Genomic DNA, 13,610 nt, shown 5'->3' with positions numbered 1-13,610 from the left:
CGCATTGTAGCCGCAAGGGCGCGGGCTGGCATCCTCAGTGACTGTGACCGGGGCGACGAGCGGAACGACGAATCAGCCCGATGACTGGCAACAGGCCCACCAGCACCAGCGTCAGCGCGGGCAGCGAGGCCCGCGCCCACTCGCCTTCGCTGGTCATCTCGAAGACTCTGACCGCCAAGGTATCCCAGCCGAACGGCCGCATCAGCAGGGTGGCGGGCATCTCCTTGAGCACGTCCACGAACACCAGCAGCGCTGCGCTCAAGGCACCCGGCACCAGCAGCGGCAGATACACCTTGAAAAACAATCTCGCGCCACCGACGCCCAAGCTGCGCGAGGCCTCGGGCAGCGACGGGCGGATGCGCTCCAGGCTGCTTTCCAGCGGCCCGTAGGCCACCGCGATGAAACGCACCAGATAGGCCAGCAACAGGGCTGCCAGGCTCCCCAGCAGCAGCGGTTTGCCGGCCCCGCCCAGCCAGGTGGAAAGCGGGATCACCAGGTGATTGTCGAGGTAGCTGAAGGCCAGCATGATCGACACCGCCAGCACCGAGCCCGGCAAGGCGTAGCCGAGGTTGGCCAGGCCAACGCCGGCGCGTATGCCGCCGGTCGGCGCCTGGCGCCGGGCGAAGGCCAGCAGCAAGGCCACGCACACGGTGATCAGTGCGGCCATGGCGCCCAGGTACAGCGTGTGCAGCACCAGGCCGATGTAGCGTTCGTCCAGGTCGTGCCGCCCGCGCTGCCAGAACCACGCCAGCAACTGCAGCAGCGGGATGACGAAGGCGCAGGCGAACACCAGCAGGCACCAGCCGCTGGCCAGCAGCGCCTTGACCCCGCGCAGGTGGTACAGCGCCTGCCCGCGAGGCCGCTCGTTGCCACTGCGGGCCGCGCCGCGTGCACGGCGCTCGCCATACAGCACCAGCATCACCGCCAACAGCAGCAGGCTGGCGAGCTGGGCGGCGCTGGACAGGCTGAAGAAGCCATACCAGGTCTTGTAGATGGCGGTGGTGAAGGTGTCGAAGTTGAACACCGCCACCGCGCCGAAATCGGCCAGGGTTTCCATCAGGGCCAGGGCAATGCCTGCGCCGATGGCCGGCCGCGCCATGGGCAAGGCCACTCGCCAGAACGCCTGCAACGGCGACAGCCCCAGCACCCGCGCCGCTTCCATCAGGCCCTTGCCCTGGGCCAGGAACGCCGTGCGTGCGAGCAGGTAGACGTAGGGGTAGAACACCAGCACCAGCACCGTAATCACGCCACCGGTGGAGCGCACCCGCGGCAGGCGCATGGGCCCGAACACTTCGCGCAGGGCGCTTTGCACGGGGCCGGAGAAGTCGAGCAGGCCGACGAAGACGAAGGCCAGCACGTAGGCGGGGATCGCGAACGGCAGCATCAACGCCCAGTCCAGCCAGCGTCTGCCGGGGAACTCGCAGAGGCTGGTGAGCCAGGCCAGGCTCACGCCGAGCACCGTTACGCCCACGCCCACGCCCACCACCAGGGTCAGGGTGTTGCCGAGCAGGCGGCTCATCTGGGTGTCGAGCAGGTGCGACCAGATCTGCAGGTCGACCGATTGCCAGGCCAGCAGCAGGACGCTCAGGGGCAGCAGCACCAGCGCGGCGATCAGGGAGACCGGGAGGTACCAGCGGCGTTGGGGGGTGTGGGGCAAGTCGAATTTCTCTGTGGCTTGTTGCGGCCGCTTTGCGGTCGTTCGCGGGGCAAGCCCGCTCCCACAGGTACATCACTGGCCTGTAGACAAGTGGTGTATCTGTGGGAGCGGGCTTGCCCGCGATAGGGCCCTTGCAGGCCCCGCAAGGATAAAGCCTGGCGCTTAGTTCCAGCCAGCCCGATCCATCAGGCGAATGGCCTCGGCCTGGCGCTTGCCAGCCACTTCGACCGGAATGCTGTCGGCCTTGAAGCTACCCCAGGCCGCCACTTCTTCCGAAGGCTTGACCTTCGGGTTGGCCGGGAACTCCTGGTTGATGTCGGCAAACAGCTTCTGCGCCTTCTCGCCGGTCATCCATTCCACCAGCTGCTTGGCCGCCTCCGGGTGCGGTGCATACTTGGTCAGGCCGATGCCCGAGAGGTTGACGTGCACACCACGGTCGCCCTGGTTGGGCCAGAAAATCTTCACCGGCAGGTTGGGGTTCTGGTTGTGCAGGCGGCCGTAGTAGTAGGTGTTGACCACCCCCACGTCACACTGGCCCGCCTCGATCGCCTTGATCACGGCGTTGTCGTCGGAGAACACATCGGTGGACAGGTTGTTGACCCAGCCCTTGACGATCTGCTCGGCCTTGGCCTCGCCGTGGTTCTCGATCAGCGTGGCGGTCAGCGACTGGTTGTAGACCTTCTTCGCCGTGCGCAGGCACAGGCGGCCTTCCCACTGCTTGTCGGCCAGGGCTTCGTAGGTGGTCAGCTCTTCGGGTTTGACCCGCTCGGTGGAGTAGATGATGGTGCGCGCTCGCAGGCTCAGGCCGGTCCAGTCATGGGAGGAGGCGCGGTACTGCGGCGGGATGTTCTGGTCGATGATGTCCGACTTGATCGGCTGCAGGATGCCCATCTGCTCGGCCTGCCAGAGGTTGCCGGCATCGACGGTGAGCAACAGGTCGGCCACCCCGTTCTCGCCCTCGGCCTTGATGCGCTGCATCAGCGGGGCTTCCTTGTCGGTGATGAACTTGACCTTGACCCCGGTTTCCTTGGTGTAGGCGTCGAACACGGGCTTGATCAGCTCGTCGATGCGCGAGGAGTACACCACCACTTCATCCGCTGCCTGAGCGGTGCCGCCGAACAAAGTCAGGGCCAGGGCGGCCAGTAGGGGCTTGCGTGGCAACATGGAAAGCACTCCTCGGATCGTATGAGAGGCGCAAATGGTAGTGAATCCCATTTTCCTGCTCACCTACCTAGCAGTTACCGGATGTTGCAAGGGACTGCCTTGCAGTCCAATCGCCGGCAAGCCGGCTCCCACAGGCCCGACAACCTCAAGCCTTGGCCAGATCTGGCAGATCCCCGGAAAGCCCCAGCGCCTGCCGCACGAACAGCGCCTTGGCCTCGGGCATCTGCTCCACCAGCTTCAACCCGCTGTTGCGCAACCAACGCAACGGCAGCGGATTAGCCTGGAACAACCGCTCGAAGCCTTCCATCGCGGCCATCAGCGCCAGGTTGTGCGGCATGCGCCGGCGCTCGTAACGGCTGAGCACCTTCACATCCGCCAGGCGCTCGCCGCGCTCGCAGGCATTGACCAGCACCTCGGCCAGCACAGCGGCATCGAGAAAGCCCAGATTGACGCCCTGCCCCGCCAGCGGGTGAATGGTGTGCGCGGCATCGCCGATCAGCGCCAGCCCCTCATCCACATAGCGCTTGGCATGGCGCTGGCGCAGCGGCACGCACACCCGTGGGTCAGCCTCCAGCACTTCGCCCAGGCGCCCCTCGAAGGCGCGCTCCAGGGCCTTGCGGAAGGCCTCGTCAGGCAGCGCCATGAGCTGCTCGGCCTGCTCCGGGGTGGTCGACCAGACGATCGAGCACCAGTCCTGCCGGCCATCACGCAACAGCGGCAGGAATGCCAGCGGCCCTTCGTCCGTGAAACGCTGCCAGGCCGTGGCCTGGTGCGCGGCGCTGCAGCGCACGCTGGTGACGATGGCATGGTGCAGGTAATCCCACTCGCGGGTTTCGCAGCCGGCCAGGCGGCGCACGGCGGAATTGGCGCCGTCGGCAGCCACCACCAGTGGCGCGCGCAGGCGGCGGCCGTCGGCCAGGGTCAGTAGCCATTCATCGCCCGAGCGGCGCAACTGCTCCAGCCGGGCATTGGCCAGCAGGCCGATGTCGCTGTCGTGCAGGCGCTCCAGCAGGCCGTCCTGCACCACGCGGTTCTCGACGATGTGGCCGAGCACCTGGGCGTGCACGCTGGCAGCCGAGAAATGAATCTGCCCGGTGCCGCTGCCGTCCCACACGTGCATGTCGGTGTACGGCGCGGCGCGGCGCTTGGCGATGCCTTCCCAGGCGCCCAGGCGCTCGAGGATGCGCTGGCTGGCGGCCGACAGGGCACTGACCCGCGGCTCGAACGGCGCCTGTTCATCGAACGGCTTGACCGACAGCGGCCCGCCGTCGAGCAGGAGAATTTCCAGGCCGCTGTGGCGCAATGCCAGGGCCAGGGCGCTGCCGACCATACCGGCACCGACAATCAACACATCTGCGCGCATTTCCATGCCTTACGCCAGCCTCGCTTGCGGCTTGAGCCGCACGTATAGGGTTTTATCGACCCGCGCCACCAGCTCGCCGGCAGCGTCGCGGATATCGACCTGCAAACGGGGCAGGTACTTCTTGCCGCTGGCGGTCTGCTGGCGGATCTCGTCCAGCAGCGCGTCATCGACGTGGAATTCGGCATACACCGGGCCCTTGCCCGGGGCGATGAAATCGATGCTGGCGGCCTTGTCCCAGACGATGTACTCGCGGCCCAGCTGCTCGATCAGCAACAGCATGTAGAACGGGTCGACCATCGAGTACAGGCTGCCGCCGAACTGGGTGCCGACGTAGTTGCGGTTCCAGCGCGTGAGCTTCATGCACACCTTGACGCTGCGCATGTCCGGGCTGATGTGCTGGATGCGGATACCGGCGCCGAGGTAGGGCGGGTAGAGGTTCAGCAGCCAGCGCAACATGCGCGCCCGGCGCGCCAGCTTGCGCGGGTTGCTCATGCCTGGCCTCGCGGATCGGGGCGGGTGCCCAGGCCCATGGCCTGGCGGGCGAACCAGCTTTTTGCCGGGGGCAGCAGGTCGAGCCCGAGCAGGCCGATGTTGCGCCCGGCGGCCAGCAACGGCTGGTTGCTGCCGAACAGGCGGGTGACCTGATCGGAGAAGCCGATGGTCATGGCCTGGTCGAGGCGCTGGCGCTGGTGGTAGGCCTGCAAGGTTGCCAGGTCGCCCGGCTGCTGCGGGCCGGCCAGCAGCGCATCGGCCAGCGACTGCACATCACGCAGCGACAGGTTGAAGCCCTGCCCGGCAATCGGGTGCAGGCTGTGCGCGGCATTGCCGAGCACCACCAGGTGCGGGCGCACCTGCTCCTGCGCCTCGACCAGCGCCAGCGGATAGAGATGCCGGGCACCCACCTGGCGCAGCGCGCCAAGGCGGTAGCCGAAGGCATCCTGCAGCTCGCGCAGGAAGCTGCGTTCGTCGATTTCCGCCAGGCGCTTGGCGTCCATCCCCTGCCGGGTCCAGATCAGCGCACAGCGGTTTTCCGGCAGCGGCAGCAGGGCCATCGGGCCTTGCTCGGTGAAGCGTTCGAAGGCTTGGCCGCGGTGGGCTTCGCCCGGGGTGATGTTGGCGATCAGCGCGCTCTGCTCGTAGGGCGTGCGGCGCACGTGGATGCCCAGTTGCTCGCGCAGGCCAGAGCGACCGCCATCGGCCAGCACCGCCAAGTCGCATTCGAGCAGGGTGTCGTCCCCCAGCTGCAAGCGGTAGCCACCGTCGATGGCCTGCATCGCCCTGACTTCGGCCGGGCAACGCCAGCTCACCACTTCGCGGTCCAGGCCTTGCCACAGGCACTGGCCGAGCCAGGCATTCTCGACCACATAGCCGAGCGCGGGCACGCCCTCTTCCTGGGCATCCAGCCGCGTGGCGCCAAAGCGGCCACGGTCGGACACATGAATCTGCTGGATCGGCTCGGCCCGTGGGCTGATGGCCTGCCACAGGCCAAGCTGCTGGTAGATCTGCCGGGTGCCGAACGACAGCGCTGAGGAACGCGCGTCGTAGCTCGGCTGGAAGCTGTCGCCGGGCGCAAAGGGCTCGATCAGCACGATCTTCCAGCCCCGCGCCTTGGCCCCTGCCTGCAGCGCCAGGGCCAGGCTCGCGCCCACCAGGCCGCCGCCAATGATCGCCAGGTTGACCCGACTCATGCCGCGTCCTTGCGCGCAGCCTGCATCAGCGCCTCGATCCCGGCGACCGTGCTGGGCACGCCCGATGTCAGAATTTCACAACCTTGCCTGGTGACCACCACGTCGTCCTCGATCCTGATGCCGATGCCGCGCCATTTCTTCGCGACATTCGGGTTGTCGGCGGCAATGTAGATGCCTGGCTCGACGGTCAATGCCATGCCCGGTTCCAGCACGCGCCACTGGCCGCCGACCTTGTATTCGCCGACATCGTGCACGTCCATGCCCAGCCAGTGCCCGGCACGGTGCATGTAGAAGGCCCGGTAGGCCTCGTTGTCGATCAGTGCCTGCACCTCGCCCTTGAGCAGCCCCAGTTCCACCAGGCCGGCGGTGATGACCCGCACGGTCGCCTCGTGGGCGTGGTTCCAGTGCTTGCCCGGTGCGATCTCGGCGAAGGCGGCGTGCTGGGCCTTGAGCACCAGCTCGTAGATGGCCTTCTGCTCTGGCGAAAAACGCCCGCTGACCGGGAAGGTGCGGGTGATGTCGCTGGCATAGCAGTCGATCTCGCAGCCGGCATCGATCAGCACCAGGTCGCCATCCTTGAGCGGGGCGTCGTTTTCCTGGTAATGCAGGATGCAGCCATTGCGCCCGGCGGCCACGATGGAGCCATAGGCCGGCATCTTCGCCCCGCCCTTGCGGAACTCGTAGTCCAGCTCGGCTTCCAGGCTGTACTCGTGCAGCCCGGCTCGGCATGCCTGCATGGCCCGCACATGGGCCCGCGCGGAAATCGCTGCAGCAGCGCGCATCACCTTCACTTCCGCCGCCGATTTATACAGGCGCATGTCGTGCAGCAGGTGATCCAGCGCAACGAACTCGTTCGGCGGCTGGGCGCCGAGGCGGGCCTTGGAGCGGATCACGTTGATCCAGTCCATCAGCCGGCGATCGAACTCGGCGTTGCTGCCCATGGCGCTGTAGACCCGCTCGCGGCCCTCGATCAGGCCGGGCAGGATTTCGTCGATGTCGGTGATCGGGAAGGCATCGTCCGCGCCAAAGTCATGGATCGCGCCTTCCTGCCCGGCGCGCAGGCCGTCCCATTGCTCGCGCTCGGGGTTGCGCTCGCGGCAGAACAGCACGTACTCGCCATGCTCGCGGCCCGGGATCAGCGCAATCACCGCCTCGGGCTCGGGGAAGCCGCTGAGGTACTGGAAATCGCTGTCCTGGCGGTACACGTGCTCGACATCGCGGTTGCGGATGGCGACCGCGGCAGCCGGCAGGATGGCAATGCTGTTAGGGACCATCTGCGCCATCAGCGCCTTGCGCCGACGGGCATACTCGGCCTTGGGTATGTGGCTCATGGGCAGAACTACCCCCGGTTGATCAGTGCAGCGATGGTTTTGGCGCAGGCGCGGCAGGTGCGGCCAGTTCCGTGTACAGCAGCAGCGGCGCGACGCGCAGGTACTCCATGACTTCCATGTAGTCGCTCTCGCCGTCTTCGGACTCTTCCAGCGCTTCCTGGACCTGGGAAATGGCCACCAGGTCCTGGAGCACTTCCTTGGCATCGGTGGACAGGTCCTTGCCGCCGGCGTTCAGCCCGAAGCCTGCGATGAAGCCCTGGCACCACTGGCCCAGCGCGGTGGCGCGCTCGGTGAGCGAGGTTTCGTCGCCCGGTAGCAGCAGGACGATGGCGATGTCTTCGCCGGTGAGCTCGGCCTTGACCATCTCCTGCAGGCCGATCAGGGCGGCGCGCACGGAGTCTTCGGGCTCGTTCTCCAGCACGCCGGCGGCGTCAGCCAGCCAGGCGTCGGCATCGAAGCCGGCGCCGGCGCAGCTACGGCCAATCAGCAGGCCATGCAGCTCGGCAGGGGAAACAGGGTGGCCGTTGCTCGAGAGCAGCGCGGCGAATGCGGTGTAGGGCGATTGGGTATTAGGCATGGTCGGCTAGGCGCCAGACGGCGCATTTGACTAGAATGAAGACCTTGTATCCTAGCATCGGCAGGCGCGCCAAGACCATCGGCACTGGCCGTCGCCGTACAGGGAGAGGCATCATCGCCGGGTGATTCAATGACGGAGCGAATCGAGTGCAACCCACGCAAGAGAACGACCTGCAAGCGCTGATGAGCCGGTTCGAGTTGCTGATCGCACGTGTCGAGCAACTAAAACGGCAAAATGCACTCCTAGTAGCTCAGGAAAAATCCTGGCGCGAGGAACGCGCCCACCTCATCGAAAAGAACGAAATCGCCAAGCGCAAGGTCGAGTCGATGATTTTACGCCTGAAGGCCCTGGAGCAAGACTCATGAGTTCAAGCAATAGCGTCACCGTGCAGATCCTCGACAAGGAATACTCGATCATCTGTCCACCGGAAGAGCGCAACAACCTGGTCAGCGCCGCACGCTATCTGGACGGCAAGATGCGCGAGATCCGCAGCAGCGGCAAGGTGATCGGCGCCGACCGCATCGCCGTGATGGCCGCGCTGAACATCACCCACGAGATGCTGCACCGCCAGGAAGATCGCAACGATGCGCCGGTGGGCAGCACCAACCGCGAACAGGTCCGCGACCTGCTCGATCGCGTCGACAAGGCTTTGTCCGACGATGCGGATACCAAAATCGGCTGAGATTGGTATACTGGCGCGACTCCCTGGGGGATGCGCCAGTCGGTTATGTCCCTGAGCCGATACGCACAACCACGGGGGTTGCACGCTGGGGCCGGTGTGCATGTCCGCCCGACGGAAAGCCTTAACGCCCCCTGCAATCTCCACCTTGAACTTTCGGGTTCAAGGGCTACACCGATAGCGGTCTTATCGGGGAGCCTGATTCCTTTGCCTGCAGGCTCTGCAGGCAATCCGACACCTGGGACAGCCAGTGCCATGACCGAAACTGCGCCGCTCACCCGCCCCCAGCTTCGTCGTCTGCTTCGCAATGCCCGCCGCGCCCTCACGCCTGCCCAACAGCAGCAGGCTGCCGCGGGCCTGTATCGCCAGCTGGCCCAGCACCCGCTGTTCCGCCGCGCCCGCCACATCGCCCTGTACTTGCCCAACGACGGTGAAATCGACCCGCAATGGCTGCTGCGCGAAGCCCAGCGCCGGGGCAAGCGCACCTACCTGCCGGTGCTGCATGCCTGGCCGCGCACACGCATGGTGTTCCAGCGCTTCGAACAGGGCGAAAAGCTCAAGCGCAACCGCTTTCGCATCCCCGAACCTGTCACTGACCGCAAGCGCCAGCGCCCGGTCTGGTCACTGGACCTGATCCTGCTGCCGTTGGTCGGCTTCGATGAAGTGGGTGGGCGGCTGGGCATGGGCGGTGGATTCTACGACCGCAGCCTGGCTTACCAGGCGCGCCGCAAGGCGTGGAAGAAACCGTTGCTGCTGGGGCTGGCGCATGAATGCCAGAAGGTCGAACGGCTGGCTCAGGCCAGTTGGGATGTACCATTGCAGGGCACGGTCTCGGACCGTGGCTGGTACCTGGCGCCAAACTGAGCGGCGCCCGCGGGGGCTAGCGTTTGGCTTGGGCCTGGCCGGCGTCGACTGGCGCCTGGTAGGCAGTGTCGAGCTTGCGCTCCCAGATGCCTTGGGCATAACCGGTGGTGACCACACCCAGACCAAAAATGAAGACCAGGATCCACAGCAGATCCGGTTTGCGTTGGTTCATCGAATAATGCCCCCCTAGGCACTGTTCAGGCTCGGCGACCTTCTTGGTGTCGCCGGAGCGTCTAGCTTTAAAATCGGCGCATTCTCCGACAACCTGAGTCGACACGCAAACGTTGACGCCAACCGGCTGTCGGTTTCGTGCAACAGGTTATTTCAAACCTTTTCAGGAGCAGCATCCATGGCCTATTGGCTGATGAAATCCGAGCCCGACGAACTGTCGATCGAGGGGCTGGGCCGCCTGGGCGAAGCGCGCTGGGATGGCGTGCGCAACTACCAGGCACGTAATTTCCTACGGGCCATGAGCGTAGGCGACGAGTTCTTTTTCTACCACTCCAGTTGTCCACAACCTGGCATTGCCGGTATTGCCCGCATCACCACGGCGGCTTACCCCGACCCAACCGCGCTGGACCCGGAAAGCCACTACCACGACACCAAGGCCAGCGCCGAGAAAAACCCCTGGAGCGCGGTGGACGTGGCGCACGTGAAGACGTTCAAGCAGGTGCTGGGGCTGGGGCTGCTCAAGCAGCAGAGTGCGTTGGCGGAACTGCCGCTGGTGCAGAAAGGCACGCGCTTGTCGGTGATGCCGGTGACTGAAGAGCAGTGGGCGGCGATCATTGCGCTAAGCAAATGAGTCGGCCGCGCCCACCGGGGTAATTGTTGCGCTTTGGGCTACTGCACAATCAGGTTATTGAACAGCAAATCCTCGACGATCGGCTTGCCCTCCTCCGACTCCAGCACCTGCTGCACCTGCTTCAACGCTTCCTGGCGCAGCTTTTCCTTGGCATCGACGTTGCTCAGGTTATCCACACTCTGCTGGGCAAACAGCGCCACCAGCTGGTTGCGGATCAGCGGCTCGTGGTGTTTCACCGCCGCCGCTGCGGCATCGCCGGTCACGCGCAAGGCCACATCGGCCTTGTACACGCGCAGCTTGGGGCCGCCATCGAGGGCGTAGTTGCCGACGAAGGGCGGGCTCAGGCTGATGTAGGAAACCTTGGGGGCTCCCTCGCTGGCTTCTTCGGCCATGGCCGCCGCTGGCAGCATCAGGGCCAGCACCATCAAGATCCACGCTTTCACGAATTTGCTCCTCAACACGATTGGCGCCAGCTTACCCAGCACACCACTGAAACCCAAGCCCAGGCTTATGCCGGCCCATCAGGGCCGGGCATGCTCGTTGACCGGGCAGGCGGCCCTCCTACACTTATCGGCCACTACCCGCAAAGGAATAGGCCGATGAAAGCTGTGCTGTGCAAAACCCTGGGCCCGGCCCGCGACCTGGTACTGGAAGAGGTGGCCAGCCCGGCGCCGAAGAAGAACGAGATCCTGCTCGATGTGCAGGCAGCCGGGGTCAACTTCCCCGACACCTTGATCATCGAAGGCAAATACCAGTTCCAGCCACCGCTGCCGTTTTCCCCAGGTGGCGAGGCTGCCGGGGTCATCGCTGCGGTCGGAGAAAAGGCCGGCGCGTTCAAAGTCGGTGACCGGGTAATGGCCCTGACCGGTTGGGGGGCGTTTGCCGAACAGGTGGCGGTGCCGCACTACAACGTGCTGCCAATCCCCCAGAGCATGGATTTCACTACCGCCGCCGCGTTCGGCATGACCTACGGCACCTCGATGCACGCACTCAAGCAGCGCGGCCAGCTGCAGCCCGGTGAAACCCTGCTGGTGCTGGGTGCGTCCGGCGGTGTTGGCCTGGCGGCGGTGGAAATCGGCAAGGCCATGGGCGCCAAGGTGATCGCTGCCGCCAGCAGCGCAGAAAAGCTTGCCGTGGCCAAGGCCGCAGGCGCCGATGAACTGATCGACTACAGCCAGGCCAGCCTCAAGGACGAAATCAAGCGCCTGACCGGCGGCCAGGGTGTGGACGTGATCTACGACCCGGTGGGTGGCGAGCTGTTCGACCAGGCCGTGCGCGGGCTGGCCTGGAATGGGCGGTTGCTGGTGGTGGGGTTCGCCAGCGGGACGATCCCGCAGATGGCGGCAAACCTGGTGCTGCTCAAGGGCGCTGCGTTGCTCGGGGTGTTCTGGGGCGCCTTTGCCCAACGCCAGCCGCAGGATAACGCGGACAACTTCAAGCAGCTGTTCGCCTGGCATGCCGAGGGCAAGCTCAAGCCGCTGGTGTCGAAGACTTATCCACTGGCTGAGGCGGGGGCGGCGATCGAACAGCTGGGGCAGCGCAAGGCTGTGGGTAAGTTGGTGGTGCGGGCCAGGTAAGGCTACTGGCCGAGGGTTTCAGGCAGGCCCTATCGCCGGCAAGCCGGCCCCCACAGGGCCGGCGATGGGGCTGCCACAGGCTGAGTCAAACCTCGCGCAAGTTATGGCAACGCCGAAACCGCGCTTCGAGGTTGCGGTCCGGCATCTGGTGCGTGCGCAAGGCGTTCAGCGTCTGCTCGACGTAATCACGCGTGGTGCCATAGCGCCCCTTGGCACTGGCCAGGATCTGGCTGAGCAAGGTATCCGGCAGGTTGCCGGCATAGCATGGCAAATGCCGCTCCAGCACGAAGCCCAGGGCCTGCACGCGGCTGCCATCATCCAGACGACAGCTGAGCCAATGCGGCCGATAGGCCGGGTACGGCATCTCCCGCTGCCACAGCGCCATCAGCGAGTCGTCAAGGTTGCTTTCATCGAGGCGGTAGGCAAACCCGCTGCAGGAGCCGCCACGGTCCAGCCCGAACACCAGCCCTGGTGTTTCCGGCGTGCCGCGGTGTTCGTGCGACCACAAGTAAAGCCCACGGTGATAACCATGCACCCGCGCCCGCTGACGCTCCACCGAATTGCATTCCGGGCGCCAGATGAGCGACCCATAGGCAAACAGCCACACGGGGCCGCCCTGATGCCGCGACATGGTCGACTGCATGGAAGTGAACAGTTGCTCGTGAGTCAGTTGTTGGCCGAAGTCGAGCGTGGGAGGGTATGAAACTTTCCAGGATGAACTTTCAAGTGCCGACATAAGCTGCCGCCATTATTCCCTGTGAACTACCTATGATGCGAGAACCGCCGCGTGGCGGGGCTTGCGCCGTCACTGCGGGGTACATGCAATTACCATAGGATACAAACACGCCAGCACTCAAGCCCTGCGGGCAATGTTTCACGCAGACTTCCGACGATTGGAACGCAGTGTTGCAAGTTACGCGATAGTTATTGGCCAAGGCGGTAACAATTACCGCCTTATACCCACTAAGCAGAACTTAGGTTATTAACCGCGTGGCGCGTAGGCAAACACATCGGCGCGCATGCGGTGCGCATCCATGCCTGCTTCCACCAGCGCATCGAGGGTGGCGTAGACCATGTTCGGCGAGCCACTGGCATAGACATGAACGGCATTGAGGTCTTCGACGTCCTCGCACACCGCCTCGTGCAACAGCCCGCAACGGCCTTCCCAGCCACACAGGTCGCTGACCACCTTGTGCAGGAACAGGTTCGGCAGGCGCTGCCACTGGTCCCAGTGCTCGATGGTGTAGAAGTCCTCGGGGCGGCGCACGCCCCAGTACAGGTGCACCGGGTGCTTGAAGCCCTGGGCGCGGCAGTGCTCGACCAGGCTGTGCATCTGCCCCATGCCCGTGCCGGCGGCGATCAACACCAGCGGCCCATCGGGCAATTCGGCCAGGTGCGCGTCACCGAACGGCATTTCGATGCGGGCCATGCCGTTGCGCTGCAACTGCGCGAGCAGTTGCTGGGCACTGTCTTCACGACCCAGCACGTGCAGCTCCAGGTCTCGCCCGCCATGGGGCGCCGAGGCCAGGGAGAAGGCGGCCGGCTTGCCGCCCTCGCGCTCGATCATCAGGTACTGCCCGGCATGGTAGCGCGGCGGTTTGCCGGCAGGCGCGCGCAAGCGCACGCGCCAGACATCGCCACCGACCTCGACGCACTCGGTCACCGTGCAAGCGAGCTTGCGCACCGGCAGCTCGCCCAGGGCCAGCACACCATCCCAGAGCAAGACGCAGTCCTCCAGCGGTTCGGCAATACAGGTAAACAGCTCGCCATGATCGCGCACTTCACCGTCCTGACGAACCCGGCCTTCGACCAACAACGCGGCGCAGACATGGCAGTTGCCATTGCGACAGCTGCTCGGGCATTCATAGCCCAGCCGCCGCGCACCTTCCAGGATCCGTTCCCCGGGTT

At 65.3% G+C, this 13,610-nt stretch carries 16 protein-coding genes and 1 other RNA gene; 6 read left to right on the top strand and 11 right to left on the bottom strand.

The window, feature by feature from the left end; genetic code table 11:
• Positions 1 to 34: 34 nt before the first annotated feature.
• The 7 genes from B3E94_RS24355 to B3E94_RS24325 form a co-directional block, all read right to left on the bottom strand.
• On the bottom strand, positions 35 to 1,657 hold the full coding sequence (locus tag B3E94_RS24355; protein ID WP_176511657.1) for an ABC transporter permease: 1,623 nt from the start codon (positions 1,655 to 1,657) through the stop codon (positions 35 to 37).
• 162 nt (positions 1,658 to 1,819) lie between these two features.
• The gene (locus tag B3E94_RS24350; RefSeq protein ID WP_286915542.1) at positions 1,820 to 2,821 is read right to left on the bottom strand and encodes an extracellular solute-binding protein; all 1,002 of its coding nucleotides are present in this window, start codon (positions 2,819 to 2,821) and stop codon (positions 1,820 to 1,822) included.
• A gap of 145 nt (positions 2,822 to 2,966) precedes the next feature.
• Entirely contained in the window at positions 2,967 to 4,184 is a 1,218-nt protein-coding gene (locus tag B3E94_RS24345) for a 2-octaprenyl-3-methyl-6-methoxy-1,4-benzoquinol hydroxylase (RefSeq protein WP_286915544.1), read from the bottom strand.
• A 9-nt stretch (positions 4,185 to 4,193) separates the two neighbouring features.
• Complete coding sequence (locus B3E94_RS24340; protein ID WP_176511632.1) at positions 4,194 to 4,676, bottom strand: DUF4442 domain-containing protein; 483 nt, start codon at positions 4,674 to 4,676, stop codon at positions 4,194 to 4,196.
• On the bottom strand, positions 4,673 to 5,872 hold the full coding sequence (gene ubiH / locus B3E94_RS24335; RefSeq protein WP_286915541.1) for a 2-octaprenyl-6-methoxyphenyl hydroxylase: 1,200 nt from the start codon (positions 5,870 to 5,872) through the stop codon (positions 4,673 to 4,675). The genes B3E94_RS24340 and ubiH overlap by 4 nt, the downstream gene beginning before the upstream one ends.
• Positions 5,869 to 7,203 (bottom strand): Xaa-Pro aminopeptidase, encoded by a 1,335-nt coding sequence (pepP, locus tag B3E94_RS24330; RefSeq protein ID WP_286915540.1) that lies wholly within the window; start codon positions 7,201 to 7,203, stop codon positions 5,869 to 5,871. The genes ubiH and pepP overlap by 4 nt, the downstream gene beginning before the upstream one ends.
• 22 nt (positions 7,204 to 7,225) lie before the next feature.
• Entirely contained in the window at positions 7,226 to 7,780 is a 555-nt protein-coding gene (locus B3E94_RS24325) for a YecA family protein (RefSeq protein WP_176511629.1), read from the bottom strand.
• A gap of 182 nt (positions 7,781 to 7,962) precedes the next feature.
• On the opposite strand from B3E94_RS24325, the gene B3E94_RS24320 reads away from it, so the two are divergent.
• The 4 genes from B3E94_RS24320 to B3E94_RS24305 all read left to right on the top strand — a co-directional run bounded on the left by B3E94_RS24320 (position 7,963) and on the right by B3E94_RS24305 (position 9,323).
• Positions 7,963 to 8,145: a TIGR02449 family protein gene (locus tag B3E94_RS24320; RefSeq protein ID WP_176511655.1), complete on the top strand. Its 183-nt coding sequence runs from the start codon at positions 7,963 to 7,965 to the stop codon at positions 8,143 to 8,145.
• Entirely contained in the window at positions 8,142 to 8,462 is a 321-nt protein-coding gene (locus B3E94_RS24315; RefSeq protein ID WP_236235972.1) for a cell division protein ZapA, read from the top strand. Before B3E94_RS24320 ends, B3E94_RS24315 begins: the two co-directional genes overlap by 4 nt.
• 17 nt (positions 8,463 to 8,479) lie before the next feature.
• A non-coding RNA gene (gene ssrS / locus B3E94_RS24310) (6S RNA) lies at positions 8,480 to 8,659 on the top strand.
• Between the two features lie 55 nt (positions 8,660 to 8,714).
• Complete coding sequence (locus B3E94_RS24305; protein ID WP_176511627.1) at positions 8,715 to 9,323, top strand: 5-formyltetrahydrofolate cyclo-ligase; 609 nt, start codon at positions 8,715 to 8,717, stop codon at positions 9,321 to 9,323.
• A gap of 16 nt (positions 9,324 to 9,339) precedes the next feature.
• On the opposite strand, the gene B3E94_RS24300 is transcribed toward B3E94_RS24305, so the two are convergent.
• Positions 9,340 to 9,495 (bottom strand): hypothetical protein, encoded by a 156-nt coding sequence (locus B3E94_RS24300; RefSeq protein ID WP_176511626.1) that lies wholly within the window; start codon positions 9,493 to 9,495, stop codon positions 9,340 to 9,342.
• A 177-nt stretch (positions 9,496 to 9,672) separates the two neighbouring features.
• Between B3E94_RS24300 and B3E94_RS24295 the strand changes: the two genes are divergently transcribed.
• On the top strand, positions 9,673 to 10,125 hold the full coding sequence (locus B3E94_RS24295; RefSeq protein ID WP_286915538.1) for an EVE domain-containing protein: 453 nt from the start codon (positions 9,673 to 9,675) through the stop codon (positions 10,123 to 10,125).
• A gap of 38 nt (positions 10,126 to 10,163) precedes the next feature.
• On the opposite strand, the gene B3E94_RS24290 is transcribed toward B3E94_RS24295, so the two are convergent.
• A complete protein-coding gene (locus B3E94_RS24290; RefSeq protein WP_176511624.1) occupies positions 10,164 to 10,568 on the bottom strand; it encodes a flagellar basal body-associated protein FliL in 405 nt (134 codons plus the stop codon).
• Between the two features lie 156 nt (positions 10,569 to 10,724).
• On the opposite strand from B3E94_RS24290, the gene B3E94_RS24285 reads away from it, so the two are divergent.
• Positions 10,725 to 11,702: an NADPH:quinone oxidoreductase family protein gene (locus B3E94_RS24285; RefSeq protein WP_286915537.1), complete on the top strand. Its 978-nt coding sequence runs from the start codon at positions 10,725 to 10,727 to the stop codon at positions 11,700 to 11,702.
• A gap of 85 nt (positions 11,703 to 11,787) precedes the next feature.
• Here the strand turns inward: B3E94_RS24285 and B3E94_RS24280 are convergent, their stop codons facing one another.
• Complete coding sequence (locus B3E94_RS24280; protein WP_236235969.1) at positions 11,788 to 12,438, bottom strand: gamma-glutamylcyclotransferase; 651 nt, start codon at positions 12,436 to 12,438, stop codon at positions 11,788 to 11,790.
• A 246-nt stretch (positions 12,439 to 12,684) separates the two neighbouring features.
• Positions 12,685 to 13,610, bottom strand: a 926-nt coding sequence (locus B3E94_RS24275; protein WP_286915536.1) for a CDP-6-deoxy-delta-3,4-glucoseen reductase, incomplete at its 5' end; no start/stop codon positions are given.

The sequence above is a fragment of the Pseudomonas sp. UBA6315 genome, from assembly GCF_002438125.1.
GTDB classification, from domain to species: Bacteria; Pseudomonadota; Gammaproteobacteria; order Pseudomonadales; family Pseudomonadaceae; genus Aquipseudomonas; species Aquipseudomonas faucium.
Note: the sequence above shows the minus strand (reverse complement) of the source record. Positions and strands in the feature narration are given on the sequence as shown.